The 22,650-nt window shown below is 53.4% G+C and carries 23 protein-coding genes; 11 read left to right on the top strand and 12 right to left on the bottom strand.

The window, feature by feature from the left end; genetic code table 11:
• The first annotated feature begins 789 nt into the window (after nt 1–789).
• On the top strand, nt 790–1,314 hold the full coding sequence (locus tag M8014_RS08990) for a sterol desaturase family protein (protein WP_271282143.1): 525 nt from the start codon (nt 790–792) through the stop codon (nt 1,312–1,314).
• Here the strand turns inward: M8014_RS08990 and crtB are convergent.
• The 6 genes from crtB to M8014_RS09020 all read right to left on the bottom strand — a co-directional run bounded on the left by crtB (nt 1,253) and on the right by M8014_RS09020 (nt 7,584).
• A complete protein-coding gene (gene crtB, locus M8014_RS08995) occupies nt 1,253–2,179 on the bottom strand; it encodes a 15-cis-phytoene synthase CrtB (protein ID WP_271282144.1) in 927 nt (308 codons plus the stop codon). The genes M8014_RS08990 and crtB overlap by 62 nt on opposite strands.
• The gene (locus tag M8014_RS09000) at nt 2,176–3,654 is read right to left on the bottom strand and encodes a phytoene desaturase (protein ID WP_271282145.1); all 1,479 of its coding nucleotides are present in this window, start codon (nt 3,652–3,654) and stop codon (nt 2,176–2,178) included. Before M8014_RS09000 ends, crtB begins: the two co-directional genes overlap by 4 nt.
• Nucleotides 3,647–4,822, bottom strand: coding sequence for a lycopene beta-cyclase CrtY (gene crtY, locus M8014_RS09005; RefSeq protein WP_271282146.1), 1,176 nt, complete (start codon nt 4,820–4,822; stop codon nt 3,647–3,649). Before crtY ends, M8014_RS09000 begins: the two co-directional genes overlap by 8 nt.
• Nucleotides 4,822–5,850, bottom strand: a complete 1,029-nt coding sequence (gene fni, locus M8014_RS09010; protein WP_271282147.1) for a type 2 isopentenyl-diphosphate Delta-isomerase — start codon at nt 5,848–5,850, stop codon at nt 4,822–4,824. Before fni ends, crtY begins: the two co-directional genes overlap by 1 nt.
• A complete protein-coding gene (locus M8014_RS09015) occupies nt 5,847–6,767 on the bottom strand; it encodes a polyprenyl synthetase family protein (RefSeq protein ID WP_271282148.1) in 921 nt (306 codons plus the stop codon). The genes fni and M8014_RS09015 overlap by 4 nt, the downstream gene beginning before the upstream one ends.
• A gap of 274 nt (nt 6,768–7,041) precedes the next feature.
• Entirely contained in the window at nt 7,042–7,584 is a 543-nt protein-coding gene (locus M8014_RS09020; protein WP_271282149.1) for a TetR/AcrR family transcriptional regulator, read from the bottom strand.
• An 81-nt stretch (nt 7,585–7,665) separates the two neighbouring features.
• On the opposite strand from M8014_RS09020, the gene M8014_RS09025 reads away from it, so the two are divergent.
• On the top strand, nt 7,666–8,883 hold the full coding sequence (locus M8014_RS09025) for an MFS transporter (protein ID WP_271282150.1): 1,218 nt from the start codon (nt 7,666–7,668) through the stop codon (nt 8,881–8,883).
• Entirely contained in the window at nt 8,873–9,685 is an 813-nt protein-coding gene (locus tag M8014_RS09030) for a Cof-type HAD-IIB family hydrolase (protein ID WP_271282151.1), read from the top strand. Before M8014_RS09025 ends, M8014_RS09030 begins: the two co-directional genes overlap by 11 nt.
• Before the next feature lie 37 nt (nt 9,686–9,722).
• Here M8014_RS09030 and M8014_RS09035 read toward each other — a convergent pair whose 3' ends face one another.
• Nucleotides 9,723–10,958: an MFS transporter gene (locus M8014_RS09035; RefSeq protein ID WP_271282152.1), complete on the bottom strand. Its 1,236-nt coding sequence runs from the start codon at nt 10,956–10,958 to the stop codon at nt 9,723–9,725.
• A 167-nt stretch (nt 10,959–11,125) separates the two neighbouring features.
• Here M8014_RS09035 and M8014_RS09040 point away from each other — a divergent pair, with 167 nt between their 5' ends.
• From M8014_RS09040 to deoR, 3 genes are all read left to right on the top strand, one after another.
• Nucleotides 11,126–11,854, top strand: a complete 729-nt coding sequence (locus M8014_RS09040; RefSeq protein ID WP_271282153.1) for a phosphatase PAP2 family protein — start codon at nt 11,126–11,128, stop codon at nt 11,852–11,854.
• A 7-nt stretch (nt 11,855–11,861) separates the two neighbouring features.
• Nucleotides 11,862–12,470 carry an undecaprenyl-diphosphate phosphatase gene (gene ybjG, locus M8014_RS09045; RefSeq protein ID WP_271282154.1) on the top strand — a complete coding sequence of 203 codons (609 nt, stop codon included), beginning with the start codon at nt 11,862–11,864 and terminating at the stop codon, nt 12,468–12,470.
• Nucleotides 12,471–12,537: 67 nt separating this feature from the next.
• A complete protein-coding gene (deoR, locus tag M8014_RS09050; RefSeq protein WP_271282155.1) occupies nt 12,538–13,296 on the top strand; it encodes a DNA-binding transcriptional repressor DeoR in 759 nt (252 codons plus the stop codon).
• A 97-nt stretch (nt 13,297–13,393) separates the two neighbouring features.
• Here deoR and dacC read toward each other — a convergent pair whose 3' ends face one another.
• On the bottom strand, nt 13,394–14,599 hold the full coding sequence (dacC, locus tag M8014_RS09055) for a serine-type D-Ala-D-Ala carboxypeptidase (RefSeq protein WP_271282156.1): 1,206 nt from the start codon (nt 14,597–14,599) through the stop codon (nt 13,394–13,396).
• Between the two features lie 256 nt (nt 14,600–14,855).
• On the opposite strand from dacC, the gene M8014_RS09060 reads away from it, so the two are divergent.
• The gene (locus M8014_RS09060) at nt 14,856–15,482 is read left to right on the top strand and encodes a glutathione S-transferase family protein (protein WP_271282157.1); all 627 of its coding nucleotides are present in this window, start codon (nt 14,856–14,858) and stop codon (nt 15,480–15,482) included.
• 1 nt (nt 15,483) lies between these two features.
• Here M8014_RS09060 and M8014_RS09065 read toward each other — a convergent pair whose 3' ends face one another.
• A complete protein-coding gene (locus tag M8014_RS09065; protein WP_271282158.1) occupies nt 15,484–16,602 on the bottom strand; it encodes a PQQ-dependent sugar dehydrogenase in 1,119 nt (372 codons plus the stop codon).
• A gap of 103 nt (nt 16,603–16,705) precedes the next feature.
• The gene (bssR, locus tag M8014_RS09070; RefSeq protein WP_271282159.1) at nt 16,706–17,089 is read right to left on the bottom strand and encodes a biofilm formation regulator BssR; all 384 of its coding nucleotides are present in this window, start codon (nt 17,087–17,089) and stop codon (nt 16,706–16,708) included.
• A gap of 248 nt (nt 17,090–17,337) precedes the next feature.
• Here bssR and M8014_RS09075 point away from each other — a divergent pair, with 248 nt between their 5' ends.
• Complete coding sequence (locus M8014_RS09075) at nt 17,338–18,258, top strand: LysR family transcriptional regulator (protein WP_271282160.1); 921 nt, start codon at nt 17,338–17,340, stop codon at nt 18,256–18,258.
• Between the two features lie 146 nt (nt 18,259–18,404).
• Here M8014_RS09075 and M8014_RS09080 read toward each other — a convergent pair whose 3' ends face one another.
• Nucleotides 18,405–18,578 (bottom strand): glycine cleavage system protein T, encoded by a 174-nt coding sequence (locus M8014_RS09080; RefSeq protein ID WP_271282161.1) that lies wholly within the window; start codon nt 18,576–18,578, stop codon nt 18,405–18,407.
• A gap of 553 nt (nt 18,579–19,131) precedes the next feature.
• Here M8014_RS09080 and M8014_RS09085 point away from each other — a divergent pair.
• Entirely contained in the window at nt 19,132–19,575 is a 444-nt protein-coding gene (locus M8014_RS09085) for a hypothetical protein (protein WP_271282162.1), read from the top strand.
• 373 nt (nt 19,576–19,948) lie between these two features.
• Here M8014_RS09085 and M8014_RS09090 read toward each other — a convergent pair whose 3' ends face one another.
• Nucleotides 19,949–20,209, bottom strand: a complete 261-nt coding sequence (locus M8014_RS09090; RefSeq protein WP_472924511.1) for a DUF2188 domain-containing protein — start codon at nt 20,207–20,209, stop codon at nt 19,949–19,951.
• Nucleotides 20,210–20,580: 371 nt separating this feature from the next.
• Between M8014_RS09090 and M8014_RS09095 the strand changes: the two genes are divergently transcribed.
• Both M8014_RS09095 and M8014_RS09100 read left to right on the top strand, forming a co-directional pair.
• Nucleotides 20,581–21,978, top strand: coding sequence for a 3'-5' exonuclease (locus tag M8014_RS09095; RefSeq protein ID WP_271282164.1), 1,398 nt, complete (start codon nt 20,581–20,583; stop codon nt 21,976–21,978).
• Nucleotides 21,979–22,644 (top strand): DarT ssDNA thymidine ADP-ribosyltransferase family protein, encoded by a 666-nt coding sequence (locus M8014_RS09100; RefSeq protein ID WP_271282165.1) that lies wholly within the window; start codon nt 21,979–21,981, stop codon nt 22,642–22,644. It abuts the gene before it with no gap.
• The last annotated feature ends 6 nt before the right edge of the window (nt 22,645–22,650 follow it).

Raw genomic sequence — 22,650 nt, forward strand, 5'->3', positions numbered from 1 at the left:
TACATGCTTACAAATAAGAATATTCTCAAGAAAGGTGTTAAATATGTGGCCAAGAAATCAATATACAGGACCTGGTGGTGGGCGATATACCGGACCGGGCGGGGGCCTTTACACAGGTCCAGGTGGAGGTGCCTATACCGGACCCAACGGTGGAATGTATACCGGCCCTAATGGTGGAATGTATACCGGTCCTGGTGGTGGTCTTTACACTGGTCCAGGTGGGGGGATGTACACTGGTCCGGGAGGTGGCTTGTACACAGGTCCTGGCGGCGGACTTTATACGGGTCCTGGAGGAGGTCTTTATACTGGTCCTGGAGGTGGTATGTACACAGGACCAGGAAAAGCATATACAAGTAATATTCCACCATGGGAGGTATTTGTAAGAATTTTAAGGGAACGTGGTCATGATTCGATTGCAGACACGATTGAACGTTTCCTATAGCTAATATAAAGCTCATCCTACATTCCGATTCTACTAGCTTTACATTTTTCAATAATGCGTAAGTTATGAGCATCGATCTTAATAAAAGCTTAGCGGTCGGAAGTCATAATAATACTAGTTTTTTGGCGACAAAGTGGCGGCAGAGGTTGGCATTTCCCCGTAATCGCCACTCCTTACCACTAACCTAACTCATTGATTATCTTGCAAGTCATTGTTTTCACTAACCCATTTACATAAATGGGTTTTTTGTTGCCTGCCGTTCAGGCAAAAATCCAGCCTGCCCGTTCCCACCCTTCCCCCATTTAAGTGTTACGCTTAATACCTCAAACCCAACCCCAGGGAGCACCATGCTCGCGCTATACAACACATTGATCGTGCTTTTAACCGTTGCCGCGATGGAGTTAGTCGCCGCCGTTGCGCATAAGTACATCATGCACGGCTGGGGATGGGGATGGCATGAGTCGCACCACGAGCCGCGCACCCGCTGGTTCGAGGTGAACGACCTGTACGCGGTGGTGTTCGCCGTGCTGGCGATAGTGTTGATTGCGCTGGGGACATGGGGCCTGTGGCCGCTGCAGTGGATCGGTGCCGGGATGACGCTGTACGGCGCGCTCTATTTTATGGTGCACGATGGGCTGGTACATCAGCGCTGGCCGTTTCGCTATATCCCGCGTCGGGGTTATCTCAAGCGCCTTTATCTGGCGCACCGTCTGCATCACGCGGTGCGGGGCAAAGAGGACTGCGTCTCCTTTGGTTTTCTGTATGCGCCGCCGATAGAGAAATTGCAGGCCACGTTACGCCAGCGCAAGGCTAGCGCGGTCGCTTCCAGAGCTCAGGCGGACGCGGAGCCTGTGTCGCAAAACGAGAAGTAAGCGCCAGCCCGGCCCCTTTCAGCAGTAATCCCGATTTCTCAACACCGCTGGTTCCCTGCCGTTTATCCCAGGCGCGAGGGCCTGCCGCGCTTACCTTCACGCCAATCTCACGATACACCCCGTGCGCTGAGGCAATCGCCCATGCGGATCGCAGCGGCAACCCGGCCAGGCCTTGCCGGGCAGAGGCATAGTAAGGCTCGGCTTCTGCCACCAGCCGCCGGGCAATTCCCGCAAGGGGCTCGCGCATCTGGGGTTCAGCAATCGCCTTGGGGTGGATGTTCGCCTCTGCCAGCCATTGGCCTGGCAGATAACAGCGGCCAACCCGGGCATCTTCGACGATATCGCGGGCGATGTTGGTCAGCTGAAACGCCAGGCCCAAATCACAGGCCCTGTCGAGCACGGCGTCATCGCGCACCCCCATCACCCTGGCCATCATTAACCCCACCACCCCCGCCACGCGATAGCAGTATTGCAGTGTGTCCTCGAAGGTCTCGTATCGCGTCTCGCGCACGTCCATGGCAAAGCCATCAAGATGATCGTAAGCCAGCTGGAGCGGGATGTTATGGCCCAGCGCGACCTCCTGAAAGGCGGCAAAGGCAGGCTCGCGTATCTCGCCCCCTTCCCACGCGCGCAGGGTCTGGGTTTTGAGCATCTCCAGACGCAGCTCTGCCTGTGCGCTGTCCAGGGGACTGGCGTTAAACCCCAGTTCCTGGCCGTCGATAACGTCATCGCAGTGGCGGCACCAGGCGTAGAGCATCAGCACGCTGCGCCGGGTCGCGGGGTCAAAAAGCTTCGCCGCCGTGGCAAAGCTTTTCGAGCCCAGGGTTATGGTGTCGGTTGCGTGATCCATCAGGGTGGTGTTCATCGGGAAAGCGCCTCCAGCATTAATCCTGCCGTCGCTTTGGCCGAGCCGATCACCCCGGGAATACCGGCTCCCGGATGGGTTCCGGCCCCGACCAGATAAAGATTGGCGATCCGACTGTCGCGATTATGCGGTCGAAACCACGCGCTCTGGCGCAGGATCGGTTCGATGGAAAAGGCGGAACCGAGATGGGCGCCAAGCTGGTCGCGAAAATCAAAAGGCGTGAACATGCGCTGGGTTACGAGTTGGCTGCGCAATCCCGGCATGTAATGGGCCTCAAGATAAGCAAAAATCCGATCGCGCAGGCGCGGCCCCTCAGCGTCCCAGTCGAGATCCGCCGTGCCCAAATGGGGCACCGGCGCTAACACGTAATAGCTGCCGCAGCCCGGCGGCGCCAGGGAGGGATCGGTGACGCAGGGAGCGTGCAGGTAGAGCGAAAAATCGTCTGCCAGCGCATTTTTATGAAAGATATCGTCGATCAGTTCTTTATAGCGCGGCCCGAAACAGACCGTGTGGTGCGCAAGATTGTGCTGCGTGTTTAGGCCAAAATAGAGCACAAACAAGGAATTACTCATGCGTTTGCGCTTGAGCGACCCCGCCCGTGCCGAGCCCACCGGATGATGCCCCAGCAGCTTTTCATAGGTATGCACCACGTCGGCGTTAGACGCTACCGCCGCGGTCGGGATCGTCTGGCCATCTTTTAGCTCCACGGCGCAAATGCGTTCGCCCTCTGTCTCCAGCCGGATCACTTCAGCATTCAGCTGCAACTCGCCGCCCAGATCCTGATACAGCCTCACCAGCCCCTGCACCAGCGCCCCGGTACCGCCGCGAGCAAACCAGACGCCCCACTCACGCTCAAGGGCGTGGATCAAGGTATAAATGGACGAGGTGGCGAACGGGTTGCCCCCCACCAGCAGGGAGTGAAAAGAGAACGCCTGGCGCAGCTGTTCGTTCTCGATAAAGCGCGAGACCATACCGTAGACGCTGCGCCAGGCCTGCAGACGAGTGAGCTGCGGCCCGGCGCGGAGCATATCGCGAAAAGAGAGAAACGGCACCGTACCGAGCTTGAGATAGCCCTCTTTAAATACTTCCCGCGAGTAGGCGTGAAATTGACGATACCCCTCCACATCGCGCGGATTAAAACGGCTTATCTGCTCTTCCAGCCGCGTCTGAACATTGTCGTAATCAAACACCTCGCCCGTCTCCCAGCACAGGCGATAAAAAGGCGTCACCGGCAGCAGTTCGACATAATCCTTCATCTGTTTTCCGGCCAGGGTAAATAACTCTTCGATGGCACTGGGATCGGTGATCACCGTCGGCCCGGCGTCAAAGGTGAACCCGTTATCGTGATAAACGTAAGCGCGCCCGCCGGGCTTATCCCGCTGCTCCAGCAGGAGGGTGTTAATGCCCTGCGCCTGCAGCCGAATGGCCAGCGCTAATCCGCCAAAACCGGCGCCAATAATCACTGTTTTATTCATGGTGAAACGCTCGCATCCGGGGAGTGAGTTTCAGTATGGCGAGCATCGCTTCGCCGACGGGAACCGGGGGTTTACCTGCCAGAATCCGCGCTTTATCCGCCAGGGTCAGCTGCCCGGCATAAAAGCGGGCAATCAGCCCTTCGTTAAGAGAATAAAAACGCTGCATCACCCGCCAGCGTTTATCGGCATCCCCCGCCAGAAACAGCATGCGGTTCAGGGTGCGGAAAAAACGCTGCGCGTGCCACTGGCGCAGGGCATACAGATGGATAACGGCAAAGATCGCGGCCGCGTTGATCTCCGCGCTTGCGGCAATGACATCTGCCAGCGCCACCGCGTGCGGCAGGGAATAGCCGGTTGTGGCGTGAAACAGCCCAGCGCGCAGGCCGCTGCACGGCTGTTTATCCCGCGCCTGCCAGTAAGCCGGGAAATCACCCGCCAGCATAATCGGCAGTTGGCCCTGCTCTTCGCGGATCAGATTATCCAGGACCCATCCCTGCTGGCGGGCGTAGTCAGCAATATTGTGCCGCGCGGCATCGAGATCCAGCCGGGCGGCGTCAATATAGTGAGTATCTTCGATCAGCAGTTCAGTGGCAGAAAGCGGAAGGGTATAGACAAAACGGTACCCGCCCTGCTGATCGACCGTGGCATCCATCAGGATGGGCCGCGTCAGGCCGTGGGGCTGCCGAAGATGCCACTGTTGGCCGAGAAATGACTGGCTGGCGGTGTTGAGATGTTTGTCCGGCGTATAGCCCTGGCCATCGATTACCGCCCGGGCCCGAAGAGTTGTGCCGTCGGCAAGCGTGACCGTTTCCGGGGTGAGCGCGGTAATGACGGCATGGGTTTGCAGGCTATCCCCGAATGCGTCGGTCAGCACGGCGGCAAACTGCGCGGAAGTGATGCTGAGATAGTCCCCGGCCAGGGATCGGTTAAATGCGGGAAAGCGGACGTCGTACCCCTGCCAGCGATGGGCGATCAGCGGCGCAAGCCACCGGTGCTGCTCTGAAGTAATATCGTCCTGATGAAACGACCAGGTGTGATTCCCGCCAGGCCTGCTGTCGGCCTCAAGAATCAGCACGCGCAGTTCCGGGCGCTGTTGTCGTAACCGTAACGCGATCAGCCCGTTCGCCAGCCCGCCGCCCGCGAATATAATATCCCACGTTGGCACCATCAGGATTGTGCCACCAGCGGGGCCTGACGCAGCTGCGCCAGGTTGGCGCTCCCGGTGCAGAAACAGGCCACGCGCAGCTGGGCAATGATCACCTGGAAATGGTCAATCACCGCTTCACTGGACGTTAACGCGCTTTGCAGCACTCCTGCCGCCTGCCCCACCACGCTGGCGCCTAAGCGGATCGCTTTGGCCACCTCTATGCCGTTGGCGATCCCGCCCGAGGCCACCAGCGGCATGTCGGGCAGCGCCTGATGCAGATCCTGTAACGCCGTCGCGGTCGGTATCCCCCAGTCGGCAAAGGCCATCGCCACCGCCCGGTCATGCGCAGTGACGGCGCGCTCCCCCTCCACCCTGGCCCAACTGGTGCCGCCAGCACCGGCGACATCCAGCATCGCCACGCCCGCCGCCGCCAGCTGACGGGCAACCGTTACCGAAAGCCCGCTACCCACCTCTTTTACCACCACCGGCACAGGCAGCGCCTCGACGGTGCGCTGAATGGCGTCGATCACCCCGCACCAGTTGCGATCGCCCCCGTGCTGGAGCGCCTCCTGCAGCGGGTTGAGGTGGATAATCAGCGCATCGGCCGCAAGAGTCTCTACGGCACGTCTGGCATAGTCGATGCCCTGTCGACCGGCGATTTGCGCCGCGCCGAGGTTGGCCATCAGCACCACGTCCGGGGCAAAGGCGCGCAGCTCGCGCGTCAGACCATAATTGGCCTCACTCTCCAGCGCCACCCGCTGGGAGCCCACCCCCATCGCCAGCCCCAGCGCCTGAGCGGCAAGGGCAAGATGCTGATTGATCTGGCTTGCCCGGCGGGTGCCGCCGGTCATTGAGCTTATCAGCAGCGGTGCGTTCAGGGTTCGGCCAAACAGCGAGGTCGAGAGATCAATATCATCAAGATGCAGTTCGGGCAGTGCACAGTGCCCAAAGCGCCATTTTTCAAAACCGTTAGTACACTTTTTTGCGCCGGGCGCGCTGTTCAGGACGATATCAAGATGATCGCTTTTACGTTGCGACAGGCTGCTCATTGGCACTCCGACGGGGATAACGACAAACTGTGGCTGATCAGCATCAGCTGTTTTTCAAACCAGGCGTGAACATAGTGCCGGGCGGTATTTCCCGGCTGACAGGCGGTGGCAATATGCTGATCGGCGCTGCGCACATGCTCGCGCAGTCTCAGGAATACGGTTTCTGCCCCGAGCACCGCCACCAGCGTCGATTTATCTTTATCCTGATGGGGATCTTTGCCGGTGGATGTTGAACCGTCCGTCAGGTCATCAATCAGCTGGAAGGCCTGACCAAGATCGCGGGCGAAAAAGTGCAGACGTTCGCTGACCTGGGGCGAAGCCTCGGCCGCAATGGCCGCCAGCTGGAGAGTCGCGTTGAACAGGCTGCTGGTTTTTAACTCATTGGTCAGCAGGATCTCATCGGTATTCAGGCTCTGCCGGGCACCATTCAGATCGCGAAATTGTCCCTGCACCAGCCCCATGTGCCCCACCGAAGCCGAGAGCTCAGCAATGGCCCGCGCTTTTGCCTCAGGCGTCAGCGAAGGCGCGCGGGAGATGACGCAAAAAGCGTGACTCAGCAGCGCCACCGCCGCCAGTATCGCGACGTGTTCGCCATACTGACAGTGCACCGTCGGGCGTCCGCGCCGGAGCATGGCATTGTCCATGCACGGCATGTCATCCAGAATCAGGGAGGCCACATGCACCATCTCAATGGCGCAGGCCAGATCCAGTACGCCCGTCTGCTCGGTTTTATAGCCCATATCCGTTGCCGCCAGCAGCAGCAATAAAGGGCGCATTCGCTTGCCGGCGACCAGCGTAGCTTCACGCATGGCCGCGTAGACCTGGCCCTCTTGCTCGCCCTCGGGCAACAGCTGTTCAAGACGGCGTTCAAACGCAGACAGCAGCATTTTGACATCATCTTCATGACTAAGGGTCATAGGGACTTCCCCGGTGTTAGGGTAGCGACTTCCGCAGATAGAGGTAAAAACGCTTGCCGCAGGGTGATGTTAAAAAGCGTAGCGTATCCCTCTGCGTTTTGTTGCCGGGCAGGAGAAGAGAAACTAACTGGGGAATTTAAGTGAATTAAAAACAGTGAGATACGATTTACCCTATGGGATAAATTGCACAGGAATTTACATTTGTAGAGATTTTACGACGCACTGCCGTTCCGGCGACGGCATGGCCCCGGCGCCGCAAAATGCATTTAACGCTTTACTCCCCCGCAATCCTCCCCACCATCGCCCTTAACTCTTCACGCGTGAGCGGCTGTCGGTCGGTGACAAAATGCAGCGTCATCCCCTCGATAAAGGCATCCAGTGCGCGGGCGGTGACCGGGTCGAACCACTGCTCCAGCGTGGTCTGGCTGGTTTTCATCCAGTCCTGCATCACGGCTTTTAATGACGCGCTGCGGTTCATAAATGCGTAAAGCTGATACATCAACTCCATGCTGCGCGGGGTGGTGACTTCGGAGCTGTAAATCAGGGTCGTGATGGAATCGCAGGCCATTTCCGGGCCGCTGACGCCTGCAAAGAACTCGCGATACTGAACCGACATCTGCTGGGTAAACCAGGTGAACGCTTCTTCGAGCAGCGCATCCATCCCGGCAAAATAGTAAGTCATTGACCCCAGCGGCACCCCGGCGCAGCTGGCGATTTTGCGATGGGTTACGGCGTTCAGGCCGTGTTCGGCGATGGTATCCAGCGTGGCCTGCAGGATCCTTTCCCGCCGCAACGGATCGTTCGGTCTTCTGTTCATTTTTACCTCAGCGCATTTATGTACAAATGTACACAATCTTGCTAGTGTTGTCGTCAGTGTTTTCCTTCTGGTGTTGCAATCATGACCGTCATCTCATCGCGCAAAATTTTGCAGCGGCGCCTGTGGGCGCTGTTTATGTTCTTTTTTATCCCCGGTCTGTTAATGGCCTCCTGGGCCACGCGTACTCCCGCTATCCGCGATATTTTGTCGGTCTCGACGGCGGAAATGGGTATCGTGTTATTTGGCCTGTCGATCGGCTCGATGAGCGGCATCCTCTGTTCGGCCTGGCTGGTTAAGCGTTTCGGCACCCGGAAAGTGATTCGCACCACCATGTGCTGCGCGGTTGTGGGTATGATTATTCTCAGCGCAGCGCTGTGGCTGGCCTCACCGCTGATTTTCGCCCTCGGGCTGACGGTGTTTGGCGGCAGTTTTGGGGCCGCAGAAGTGGCGATCAACGTCGAAGGCGCCACCATCGAGCGCGAGATGAACAAAACCGTGCTGCCGATGATGCACGGCTTTTACAGCCTCGGTACGCTGGCGGGCGCGGGCGTCGGGATGGCGCTGACCGCCTCGGGCATCGCCGCCAATATCCATATTTTGCTGGCCGCGCTGGTCTGTATTGCCCCCATCCTGCTGGGTATCGTCTATATCCCGGACGGCACCGGCAAGAACCCGGTGGATGAGGCCAAAGGGGGTGAGAAAGGATTACCGTTTTATCGCGATATGCAGCTGATGCTGATTGGCGTAGTGGTGCTGGCGATGGCCTTTGCCGAAGGCTCCGCCAACGACTGGCTGCCGCTGCTGATGGTGGACGGTCACGGCTTTAGCCCGACCTCCGGCTCGCTGATTTACGCCGGGTTTACGCTCGGCATGACCGTCGGGCGCTTTACCGGCGGCTGGTTTATCGACCGCTACAGCCGGGTCGCGGTGGTACGCGCCAGCGCCCTGATGGGCGGGCTGGGCATTGCGTTAATCATCTTTGTCGATGTCGACTGGGTGGCGGGCGTCTCGGTTATTCTGTGGGGGCTTGGCGCCTCGCTCGGCTTCCCGCTGACCATCTCCGCCGCCAGCGATACTGGCCCGGATGCACCAACCCGCGTCAGCGTAGTGGCCACCACCGGCTACCTCGCCTTCCTGGTTGGCCCACCGCTGCTGGGCTTCCTCGGCGAACATTACGGGCTGCGCAGCGCCATGCTGGTGGTGTTGGGATTAGTGATGATTGCCGCCCTGGTGGCCAGGGCGGTTGCCAAACCGGATTCGCAGGTTAAATCTGCCATGGAGAATGGATATGAGCGTTAAACTGATTGCAGTTGATATGGATGGCACCTTCCTGAACGATGCGAAAGAGTACAATCGCGCGCGTTTTCTGCGCCAGTATGCGCAGATGAAGGAACAGGGCATACGGTTCGTGGTCGCCAGCGGCAACCAGTATTACCAGCTGATCTCCTTCTTCCCGGAGATCGCCCATGAGATCGCCTTTGTCGCCGAAAACGGCGGCTGGGTGGTCAACGCCGGGGAAGATGTCTTCAACGGCGAGCTGACCCAGGCCCAGTTCGACACCGTGTCGGCCTTCCTCTGTGCAATACCCGAAGTGGAAGTGATCGCCTGCGGCAAAGGCAGCGCCTATACCCTGAAAGCCTACGGCGAAGTGTTCCACGATCTCGCGGCGAAGTATTACCATCGTCTGGAAAAGGTGGATAACTTTGAGCACTTCAACGACATCTTCTTTAAATTTGGACTGAACGTACCGGACGACGAGATCCCGCGCATTCAGGCAATGATCCACGAGAAGCTGAGCGATATTATGGTGCCGGTGGCCACCGGGTACGGCAGTATCGACCTGATTCTACCGGGCGTTCACAAAGCCAATGGCCTGAGCCTGCTGCAAAAGCTGTGGGGAATTGAAGACAGTGAAGTGGTCGCCTTTGGCGACAGCGGGAACGACATTGAGATGCTGGGTCAGGCCGGGTTTGGCTTTGCAATGGCAAATGCCAGAGATAGCATCAAAGCCGTGGCCCGCTTTGAAGCGCCGCACAACAACGACGAAGGGGTGCTGGCGGTGATCGATAAAGTACTGAACCAGGAAGCCCCGTTCCATTAAGCGTCTGGCAGGCCGGGCAGAAACCCGGCCTGCTGCATTAGTCCGGCTGCAGCGCGCTGCCGACCTGCTTGTCTTTCAGGAACACCACCATCAGCGCCAGCCACAGGATGCCGTTTACCAGGTTAAACAGGCTGAACAGCCCGTTCCCACCGCTACTGAACGCATGCTTGCTCACTTCGATTCCGACGGTGAAAATGAGCATCTGTAACATCCCCATCGCCGCCGACACCGTGCCTTTACTCATATCGCTGGCAAACAGCGTCAGGCGCACCAGCCCGGCATTCGCCAGCCCAATCCCGAACGCATAGATACTGAGCCCGGCGGTCATCCACAGATAAGCGTGGGACGACACTACCGTTGCCACTGCAGCCACCACCAGTCCGATTATAATCGGCCAGCCGCCCATGATGATTAACGAGCGCACGGTCCGGCGGGAGGTCAGGCGAGCCAGCACCACGTTGCCGATAATCAGTGCACCAAAGATTGGCACCTGCAGCAGGCCGTATTCGTAGCTGCTGAGCTTCTCGCCGCTGATGATGATCACCGGCGACTGGGCAATCCACGCCAGTAACGGCAGGCAGACAAAGCCGATAGCCAGCGCGCCCGCCACAAAGCGCACGTTTTTCAGCACTGCTTTATAGTCGCGCCCCAGCTCCTGCATCGACAGTTTTTCGCCAATACGGGTGGCCGTTTCAGGCATCGCACGGTACAGGCCATAAAACGAGATGGCTGCCAGCGCTGCGAACAGTACAAACATCCCCTCCCACGGCGCGACGTGAACCCACGCCGCCCCCACCAGCGGGCCCAGCAGAGGCGCAATCAGCGCCACGTTGGCCATCAGGGCGGTGATTTTGATGCACACCGCCTCTTCGAAGGATTCCTGGATTGCGGCGTAGCCGACGGCGCCGATAAAGCACAGGCTGACGCCCTGCAGGAATCGCAGCACCATAAACTGCTCAATCGACTGCGCCAACAGGGTCGCCAGGCAGGTGACGATAAACCACACCACCCCGGTCAGCATCACCGGACGACGGCCAATACGATCCGACAGCGGCCCGAGCAGCCACTGTAAAAACATGCCCCCCGCCAGATAGGCGGTCATTGAGGTCGGTACCCACTCGATCCCGGCGTTGTACTGCGCCACTACCGCCAGCATGCCGGGTTGGATCATATCGTTGCCGATATAGGTAGAGAATTCGTAAAGCACCAGACACAGGGGGAACAGCAACGCCTGGCGCCCGAGACGAGTGCCGGCAGAAGAACGGTTTTGCATGGAGTCTCAATATCCGATAAAAAATCGCGCAGAGTGTAATGAAATGGCCGCGCCAGCGATAGCAGATTCACAAAGGTAAACATAAATAACGCACAAATCGCCGTCGTTTAAGGTTTCCTTAAGTTGGCATCCGTATGCTTACGCTTTTCCAGTCATTGACCCTAATTATGACACAAATTTCTCCCGCTTCAGAATTGTCTAAGTTAAAGACAATTAAGACAAAATTGCTTTACCCTTTGCCGCTGCGTTTTTATGGTGGTCAGCTATTGACGCTGGTGCTGCTGGCGGCCGTTTTTAGCTGGTTGTCGCGGGATGAAGGCCTCGACAGGTTGATGACCGGGTACTGGTTTGACGCCGCGAGCCAGCACTTTCCGCTCAAGGATAATGCCCTGCTGGATCTGATAAATCATCGCCTGGCGAAATACCTGATCATTGCCCTGGCGGCCTGCACGCTGCTGTACGGGGCGTACAGGCGCAATGCCCGGCTGGTCACCGCCGCCTTACTGATGGGGCTCGGGGCGCTGGTTGTCGGCGCGCTGAAGGCCGTTAGCCACCACAGCTGCCCGTGGGATTTGCTGGAGTACGGCGGCGACGCGGTGTCGTATCCCCTGTTTGGCGCAGTACCTGCTGACAGCGGCCCGGGTCGCTGTTTCCCCGGCGGTCATTCCTCCAGCGGTTTTATGGTGATGGGGCTGTTTTTCGCCTTCTGGCGCGAGCGTCCACGGCTGGCCTGGAGCATGGTGGCGGTCGGTGTCGTCCTCGGGCTGGTGATGGGCTACGGCCAGGTGATGCGCGGGGCGCATTTTTTCTCCCATAACCTGTGGGCAGGTTGGTGGGTTTGGTTTTCTCAGGTGGTGGCTTACGGCCTGATCTCCACCTGGTTTGCAAAAAAGTGACGAGGCTATGTTAGAAAATCTCAACTACGGACTGTTTACTCTGATTAACGCCACCCCGGCGTCGCCCGAATGGGGTATCAGACTGGCGATTTTCATTGCCAAAGATCTGATCTCCATCGTGCCCGCGCTGGTGGTGATCCTCTGGCTGTGGGGGCCGCGCAAGCAGGTTGCCGCCCAGCGCCAGCTGGTGATTAAAATCGCGATGGCGTTGGTCATTAGCCTGCTGGCCTCCTGGCTGCTGGGCCACCTGTTCCCTCACGACCGACCGTTTGTCGATCGCGTGGGCTATAACTTCCTCCATCACGCCGCGGATGACTCCTTCCCGAGCGATCACGGCACCGCGATTTTCACCTTCGCGCTGGCGTTTTTGTTCTGGCATCGGGTCTGGTCAGGCATTCTGCTGATGATCGTGGCCTGCACAATCGCCTGGTCCCGGGTCTATCTTGGGGTCCACTGGCCGATGGATATGCTGGGGGGAATGCTGGTCGGCCTGTTGGGCTGTCTGAGCGCGCAGATCCTGTGGAATCTGTTCGGCAACGCCCTCTATCAGTGGCTGTCACAGCTGTATCGTATTTGCTTTGCCCTGCCGATCCGCAAAGGGTGGATACGTGACTAAGTAAGGTCCCGCAGGTTACACTTGAGCCCCCTGCGCAGCGGGGGTTCATACACTGCTCCGAGGATCTATGGAAACACGACGCGACGAACGCCTGGCGCAACTGATTAATGCGCTCAAGCGCAGCGATAAACTGCATCTGAAAGAAGCCGCCGCGCTGCTGGGCGTATCGGAAATGACCATTCGTCGCGACCTCAACAGCGAGAGCGGGCCCGTTGTGCTGCTTGGGGGATACATTGTCCTTGAGCCCCGCAGCGCCAGCCACTATCTGCTGAGCGATCAAAAGACACGGCTGGTGGAAGAGAAGCGCAAAGCAGCGCGCCTGGCCGCCGGGCTGGCACAACCCCATCAGACGCTGTTTTTTGACTGCGGCACCACCACGCCGTGGATCATCGAAGCCATTGATAACGACCTGCCGTTTACCGGGGTCTGTTACTCCCTGAACACCTTTCTCGCCCTGCAGGAAAAGCCCGGCTGCCGGGTGATCCTCTGTGGCGGTGAGTTCCATGCGAGCAACGCCATTTTCAAACCGCTTAACCTGCAGGACACGCTCAGCAACCTGTGTCCGGATATCGCCTTTTACTCGGCCGCGGGCGTACACGTCCGTCAGGGCGCGACCTGCTTTAATCTGGATGAACTGCCGGTAAAACAGTGGGCGATGAGCATGGCGCAGTATCATGTGCTGGTGGTCGATCACAGCAAGATCGGTAAGGTGCGCCCTGCACGGATGGGGGATCTGTCGCACTTTGACGCGATCGTCAGCGACTGCCGTCCGGATGACGAAATGGTGACGTACGCGAAAGCCCAGCAGATTAAGCTTATCTATTAGGTGAGGGTTATTGCCCGGTGGCGCTTCGCTTGCACGGGCCTACGGTTTTGTGCAGTGTGTAGCCGCCACCCGACAATGGCAGCGGCTTACTTTTTACCTACTTAAACCAACCCCCGAACCAGTCGTGGAATTTCATCAGCACGAAGTCCCACATCCGACCGAAGAATCCGCCCTCCTCGACCGCTTCCATCACGATCAGCGGACGCTGCTCGATGGATTTGCCGTTCAGCTGGAAGTCGATAGTGCCCACCACCTGGCCTTTTTTCAGCGGCGCAGTCAGCTGTTTTTCGGTCAGGGTGTAGCTGGCTTTAAGGTTTTTCAGCTGGCCGCGCGGAATGGTGACAGAGCCTGCTTCGCCCGCGCCGAGATTGACCTCGCTCTTATCGCCGAACCACACGCGCTGGCTGATAAAGGTAGCGTCAGGTTTGATCGGGGTGACAGTTTCGAAGAAGCGGAAGCCCCATGTCAGCAGTTTTTCAGATTCGTTAAAGCGAATTCTGTCGGTTTTGGTGCCGAGCACTACCGAGATCAAACGCATATCGCCCTGCGTCGCCGAGGCCACCAGGTTATACCCTGCCCCTGCAGTGGTGCCGGTTTTCATCCCGTCCACATTGACGTTGCTGCTCCACAGCAGTCGGTTACGGTTCTGCTGGCGGATCTTGTTGAAGGTAAACTCTTTCTCTTTATGGATGGCGTACTCTTCCGGCACATCATGGATCAACGCCCGGCCCAGCAGCGCCATATCGCGGGCGGTACTGAACTGGCCCGGCGCGTCCAGCCCGTGGACGGTTTTAAAGGTGGTGTTGGTCAGCCCTAATTTCTGCGCATAGCCATTCATCAAACCAATGAAAGAGTCCTGGCTACCGGCAACATAGTCAGCCAGCGCGATACAGGCATCGTTGCCCGACTGAATGATCACCCCTTTATTGAGGTCAGAAACCGCCACCTGATCGCCCGGTTTCAGGAACATCACCGATGAACCGCGCAGCGCCGGGTTGCCGGTCGCCCATGCGTCTTTACCGATCGTCACCATGTCCGTGAGCTTAATCTTGCCCGCCTTCAGCGACTGCCCTACCACGTAGCTGGTCATGATTTTCGTCAGGCTGGCCGGATCGAGTTTTTCATCCGCGTTGCCTTCCGCCAGCACTTTGCCGCTGGCGTAGTCCATCAATATCCAGGCGCGCGCATCAACGGGCGGGGCTTCTGGTGCCGCCTGTTCCGCTGCGTACAGCGAAGGTGCAAAAAGGACCAGCAGCGCAGAACCTGCCACCAGACCACGTAAAGAAGTTGTTTTTCGCATCATAAAGCCACCCGAATGTCCTTTCCAAAAATCACGCCACACCACCGTGTCGCAAGAAGCGATGAGTAATAACGTACTAATGAACTTAAAAAAACCTTAACCACGTAAAGTTTTTAAAGTTTATGCAATAACAACACAGGACGCTTTGACCAGGTCGATTTTTTTCTCATCTGTTGCGTAATTGTTAGGTTTATCCCACCATGGGAGCCACATGCGCTGATGCACATCCGGAATTCGTCTTTCACTTTAAGGGGTTATTATGATTACTTTGTGGGGCAGGAATAATTCAACCAACGTTAAAAAGGTACTCTGGACGCTGGAAGAGCTGGATTTACCGTACAAGCAGATTCTGGCGGGTTTACAGCACGGGGTGAACAAAGAGGCCGACTATCTGGCCATGAACCCGAACGGGCTGGTGCCCCTGCTGCGCGATGATGAAACCGACATTACGCTGTGGGAATCCAATACTATCGTGCGCTATCTCGCGGCGCAGTACGGTCAGGACCGCCTGTGGATCGATGCGCCCGCACAACGCGCCGAGGGTGAAAAGTGGATGGACTGGGCCAGCCAGACGCTCTCTCCTGCTCATCGGGGGATCCTGATGGGGCTGGTTCGCACCCCGGAAGCCGAACGTGATTACCCGGCTATTCATGCCGCAAAAGAGGCCTGTGAACCCCTGTTCGCACTGATGGACGCTACGCTGGCAACCCAGCCCTGGTTCTCAGGGGACAAATTTGGGGTCGGTGATATCGCCGTCGCGCCATTAGTCTGGAACCTGACCAACGTCAGCCTGGAGTGGACCGAGCGCCCGCACCTGGCACGCTGGCAGGCGTTGCTGACGGAACGCCCGGCCTACCGTCAGGTGGTGATGATCCCGGTCAGTTGAGTTAATTCCCGGACGGGCTGACTTTTAATAGCTGCCCGTCAGATTCATCGGTCAGCACGTATAAGTAGCCGTCAGGTCCGACCCGCACATCGCGGATCCGCTGATCCCGTTCGCCAAGAATGCGCCCCTCTTCCGTCACCGTATTGCCGCTGACATTCAGCACAATCACATCTTTCTCTTTCAGAGCGCCGATAAAGAGTTTGTTTTTCCACTGCGGGAACACATCACTGTTGTAGAAGGCCATCCCGCTGACCGCCGGAGATTTTTTCCAGACGAACAGCGGCGGCTCGGTTCCGACCGCCGCTTCTCCTTTCGCTTCGGGGATCGGCAATCCGCTATAATTGATGCCGTGCGTCGCCAGCGGCCAGCCGTAGTTTTTACCTCTTTCCGGGATGTTGATTTCGTCGCCGCCGCGCGGCCCGTGCTCATTGAGCCACAGGGTGTTGCTCCACGGGTTCATCGCCATCCCCTGCGGATTGCGAATGCCGTAAGCCCAGATTTCCGGCCGCGCCTGTTTGGTGTTTACAAAGGGATTGTCGTCAGGCACCGCCCCCTGCTCAGTCAGTCGCACCACTTTGCCCTGCAGCTTATCCAGATCCTGAGCGGTCGGGCGCTGATTATTTTCGCCGAGGCCAATAAACAGATAGCCTTTGCCGTCGAACACCAGCCTGCCACCAAAGTGGTTGCCGGTAGAGAGTTTTGGCTGCTGGCGGAAGACGGTCTTAAACGCCTCAAGCCGGGTGGTATCGTCGCTCAGACGACCGAAGCCAACCGCGGTGCCCGCTTTGCCGTCATCACCCGCTTCGGCATAGCTCAGCCAGACCCGGCGGGAGGTGGCGAAGTCCGGTGCCAGCGCCACGTCGAGCAATCCGCCCTGCCCGCTGTCCCAGACCTTCGGCACGCCGACAATGGGATCGGACAGCCCTTTCCCCGCCTGCCAGCGCTTCAGCTGGCCCCCTTTCAGGGTGATCAGCATGCCCTGATCCTGCGGCAGGAAGGCCAGCGCCCAGGGGTGATCGAGTTTATTTTGCAGAACCGAGACCTTCACCTCGGCAGGCGCGGCAAACAATGAGGCGGAGATAAGCAACAATGGCAGGGAAATAAGCGAGGTTCGACGCATAACGCACTCCTTTCAAGGTATGGCATAAGGTTAGCCATTCAGCGAAGGGGTGATATCACTTTTACAAAAGCTTAACCAGATGGGGGAGTTGCCTCCCCCAGGATCAGATCTGAATCAGCGGAGTATGTGATTTCAGATACTGGATGCAGAGAGTTAAATCATTCAGACAGTTTTCCAGCTTCTCTGCGTTGACGGCGATATATGTCGGGCAGTCATGACAGCCAGTCATCATACAAACACCTGCGGTGGTGAGCGATCCGGCGGCGCGATACAGGATAGCCTGCTCGTCAGCGTCGCAATGCGCTCTCAGGACTGGCGCTTTCTCACGCATATATGTACACAGTTCAAAGAAATTATCACGCAGATGGTCGCTTTCGCTGACTGACATGTACCCTTTCGCTTTCCTTAACTGCAGATACGCCGCGAGATCCAGGTGGGCGTTAATCATCTTGTTAAGAAGTTCGCGTTTCAGTCTGTCAACGGACATGCTATTTCCCCCCTTGTCAGCCTTTGAACAAGAGTAGAATATGTGTATTTTTTGTACAATTTAATGCTTCACATCAATAAACCGTAACTCATTAACATAATTTACAATGTTACAACCGCGATCAGATCGTGGCAGCGAGGGGGCTGGCTGTCATCAGCTTGTAAATTCATACTTTCTTTGCAACGCGCGGGCCTGCTGCATCGACTACTTTTACGGATGGCCACGATTGCGCACAGGCAGAGGTGAGTATGGCAACGTTTCCGGTATCAGAAAAAATCTGCTCGTTAACCAAAATTGACCTCAATCTGCTTACCCTGTTTTGTTTGATCTACAGCATGGGAAGTATCTCGAAAGTGGCTGATATGTTGAATATCTCGGCTTCGGCGGTCAGCCAGTCGCTGCGAAAACTGCGGGAACTTATGGGGGATAATTTGTTTGTGCGTAGCGGCAACAATCTCCTGCCTACCGTCTATGCAGATGAACTGTACGATAATATTCTGCCGATTATCGACAAACTGTCGACCCTGCAGCCACTCTCCTCTTTGGTCAAAAAGAAAAGGCTGACGCTCTATACCGAGGCGTTTATTTCGCCCTTAGTGGTGCCGGAACTTACCCAGAAGATTGTGGCGATTAATTCAGATATCAGCCTGCTACACCGCACGGCAGATCTGAATGAAGCGAAGATTACCGAGCTGTTGAATATGCGTCAGGCCGACGTGGTGTTTTCCACGTTTTCGGTCGAGAGCAGCAATATCGTGTGTCAGAAAATTTGTGATATGAAACTGGTGCTGATTGCTTCGCGGGATCATTCTGACTATCCGGATGTGATCACGGAAGCGATATTCAGAGAGGCCAATCTGGTGGGGTATAACACCAAAAATGAAAAGATTATTTATCATCGCAGCATTGTCGATAAAAAATTCCGCTCCAGTGAGCGATGCCTGCTGACAACCTCTTTTGCATCGATACTGATTATTGTATCCAAAACCAACTGCTTAGGCATTATTCCTGAGATGGTCTTTTCAACTTATGCAGAGATGTACCGCCTGAAAAGGCTCGATACGCCGTTCACTCTGCCACAGTTCAGTCTCTATTCTTCTTCCAGAAAAGAGATCGACAAAATCATCTCTGCTTTGCTGGTCGACTTTTCCGTTAATGTCTCTTACTGAATGCGAAGAGAACGACGAAAAATGCAATGACGTCACTGTATAGGATATTTTTCGTCGTCCTTGCTGGAGAAAGATGTTCAAAAAATCTTACCTTTTACCGGGTAAGCGGAACGAATACAGTAAAAAACCAATTGATAAATAAGACGTTAGTATTTTTTAACTTTATGCTTAGCAAACTCATCTTCGGCCGCAATTTTTAATTCAGCCATTATTTTGGGCTGAGTGAGTCCTGTTGCAACGGAAATACAGGACAGTTCCACGCCGTAAGCGTGCAGGGTTTTGGCCATTTCTAATTTAGATTGCAGATAGATATCTCTCATTACGTACCTCGTTATAGTTAGCGACGAGGTAAAAGATAAATTATCTGTTTGGCTGATCCAATAAGGGCCCCTTAAAGCCGGGATAAGTAAAACTAAGTAGTATATTTTCACTGTAATAGATTGATTTTACGATGTAAATATTTAAGACATTCATTGCTTACGCTTAAAGCGCACCGGTATGGCATACAATTTTGCCCTGTGAAGGGCTTCTCATCTCCCCCAATGCACAGATCGCTATAAATCTGTCGAGGAACTCTGTAAAATCCCGCCCTTATAACTCGATAAATGATGAATTTTTAACCTATGAGCAATGTAACACACCAGCCGAAAATCGGCTTCGTCTCGCTGGGCTGCCCGAACAAATAAAATCCATACAAAGGATATTTTTTAACCAACTCACAGCATCAGCCAATTAACATAACCCTTGTTCAAGGGTGCAAAAACTGAAAACATATTGAAAAAAAAGACTTTTTAAGTCATTATGCTGGCTTTAATTCAACACTTTATTGAGCCTTAGCCAGTAAAAAAGGTTCTTTGATTGAGGGGTTTTCCAATGAGTTCGCTTACTAAAGAAGGTTATGCTAAAGGTGGTTTCATCGATCTCCACAATCAAAACGTTGAGTACACTGGGCGAAAATTAGCTATCCACGCTTGGGATTCAGGCGAGGAACTCAACGAAACGACAATGTCCTCATTTCCAGAATACGCCAGTATGAAAGAGGCAGGTCGTTATTATGTACAGCAAGTTTTGATTCGCTCAAAGATTCTCGCTATCGACAAAAATAAAACGACGTTTACTGCTAAGGCTATCCAAATCGAAGATGGCACAGAACTTGCCGAAAAAACCATGAAGAAAATCGATTCATTCCGAAAATACATTTCTGATAATGTCTTCCATGAGCTGACCTACGGCGTGGCTCAGATGTATACATCAGGCGAAATTCGTCCAAAGAGCATTGAAGACTTACACGACATGATCGCTATTGGTGGTGAGTGAAAACTCTATTAGCCCCAACAGAATACCTTTAAACTATTTGTCAAAATTGCACAGATTTGCTTATAAACGTATTCATTTCAGTCAAAAGTATTCTTTACGAGCTGCATGAAATCTTTTTATGCGGCTAATAAAGGTACCTCAAACATCAGTATAAATTCTCCCTCAACCACTGTAAAACCTTAGCCTTATTATTTTATATTGAATCTTTATCTATGAAAGATACCCTTCTGAAGCCCAAAATTGGCTTCGTAAGCCCTGACTTCCAAAACATTAAGAAACAAACTTAGATTAAAAAAGAATAGAAGAATTAACTCATTGAAAATATGACAAAAAAAGCTATTAGATTCTTTCACGTTTAATCCATACTCAGAAATTATCCCTTCGGTGGATATGTATCCTTCCCATGAGAATCACTATCGCGTATCTGTCCGTTAGGCCGATGGATGACAAGTTCGCTTCCTTGATTCCGTGAAATTGTACGTCCAGCATCAATAGCTTCCTGCTGAGTACGATGTGTGGAGGTAACCTTACCATTTCCTGCACCTCTCACAGCCCACTGACCATTGTGAGGCACTACGTGCTGATTTTTACCCATAATGTCATCCGCTAAGTGAAGTACACCATATGGTGTCATTTCAAATTATAAGCACTATATGTAGCGTTGCGTTTGATGCGGATCACAATCTTTCACTCCAGCATCGATACCTTACATACACTCCTTGAGTACTAAAAATCAGCTTGTTATTTACTGACTTGTTTCATGAAAATACAAGCAACTACCGATAATAAACATCCCTAATAGTATGATTATTAAAGCTATTTCATAGTAAAACGTGCCCTCTAACCATCTGAAAGATAAGCTATAATCTTCACTTGAAGGCTTCAGCTTCAAGGTATATAAGATTAAGACTAATCTCATGATCACCGAGTAAAAAAGCAACTGCCCCACAACAGTTTGTTATATATCGAGAAAATTGGACATCACATGTACTTAAGGAGAGTAGTTTGAAAATTCTTTCGAACCATCGTGCTTCGCCTGAACAGCTACCTATAGTCAGCCGGAATACAGCAGGTATAGTCGTTATCAGAGGTGCCGCAGGTAGTGGCAAAACTACAAGTGCATTACTTCGGCTCACAGCAATAGTCAATGCATTAACATATCGAAGAAATCTTGACAATGACGTTACACCTATTAAAACATTAGTACTGTCATTTAATCGAACCTTGGCTGGATATATTGAGGGTTTAATTGATGATAGTATCCAGGCTAAAACTATACCTGTAGTAGTTGAAAATGACACATTTGCTAACTGGGCTCGAAGGCACCTCAACACACCTTTGATTAGAGATACAACTCGTGATTCTTATCTTCTAAACAAATGTTTAACACTTGGGCTTGATTTAAATTTCGTACTCGATGAAATAGACTATTTTCGAGGTAGATTCCGTCAAGACGAATTAGATAATTACCTAACAGTCGAGAGAACTGGTAGAGGATTGTCACCACAAGTTACAAGACAGACTCGTCAGCGTTTAATTGATACTGTTCGTTCTTATGTGCAATATCTTGAAGAGAATCAGTTAGACGATTGGCATACTCACTGTGAGAAAATGATCTCTAATGAATGCTTGGGTTATGACATAATTGTTGTTGATGAAACGCAAGATTTTTCAGCCAATCAAATTAGAGCTATATTAAATCACCTTAAGGATGATTATTACTTAACGTTTGTAATTGACACAATACAACGGTTATATCCACGAGGCTTTACATGGTTAGAAACTGGATTAGATATGCGGAACGCGGCCTATTTTAAATTAGGTGAGAATCATAGGAACACCGTGGAAATTGCTGCATTTGCTGCATCCATTACCCATGGATTAACAATCGATGATGACGGAAGCATCAGCGACTTTACAAGAGCTACAAGGCATGGACCAAAACCAGTTGTGTGTAAAGGACTGTACTCACAACAAGTAAATTATGCCATTGATTATATTCAAAGAAATGTTAATCTTCAAAATGAATCTGTCGCATTTCTTAAACCGAAAGGAGGACAATGGTTTGACGAAATTCAAAAACAACTTACTCGTCATGGCCTGTCCTACGTAACCATAACTAAAAATAAGGTTTGGTCAAGAGGACCTGAAAACATTGCATTATCCACAATGAATTCAGCTAAAGGTCTTGAGTTTGATCATGTGATAATTTTAGGCCTAAGTGATGCAAATATGAAGCATCAACAAGATGAAAATGATGATAAATTACAGCAATTAAGAAGACTACTTGCAATGGCTATCAGTCGAGCCAGAGAATCTGTAGTTATCGGATACAAAGAATCAGAAAAATCAGATTTGGTTGACTATTTTACTCGTGGCACTTTCGATGAGGTGGATTTATAAATGAGTATCGAACAAGTTATGGTAGAGAAAGGGATATCAGAAGTCCTACATTTTACGACAGAAAGAGGTTTAACGGGTTGTGCAGGTACAGGTTTAGTTTTATCTCGCAAAGCATTAAATGAAGAACAATATCTTAGCTATATTGCATCGCCTGTATCAAGTGAGCGAAGAGAAGCACAGGCTACATTCAACAAAGATGAAGACTGGTTAGATTATATAAACCTATCCATAAGTGAAATAAACACAAGTTATTTTAACGCTGCTAAAAATTGGTTTAGAGGTGAAGATAGATGGTGGTGTATTATGGCTTTTGATTCCATCATCCTGACTCACCCAAAGATATATTTTACAACCACCAATAATATCTATACATCTGTAATAAGAACACCTGGCTGTGTAGGGCTTCAAGCTATGTTTGTTGAAACAATTACAAGATGGAGGGGAAAGACTGTAAGTAGAAATGGTAGACAACAAAGATTAACAACCTGTGAGCAAGCTGAAGTTCTGTATCCAAATCCTCTTGATATGAAATTCCTTAGAAGCGTTTACGTTCAAAACCCAGAGCAGGCTGCATCGATACATGGAACACTGAGGAGCTTTGGTTTTCTTTCTGTAAATGTTATTATTTGTCCAGAAAAATTTATAGGTGTGCCTAACACATTCTAAGAGGGA

Origin of the sequence: Silvania hatchlandensis (assembly GCF_025564065.1) — a bacterium.
Lineage (GTDB): Bacteria > Pseudomonadota > Gammaproteobacteria > Enterobacterales > Enterobacteriaceae > Enterobacter > Enterobacter hatchlandensis.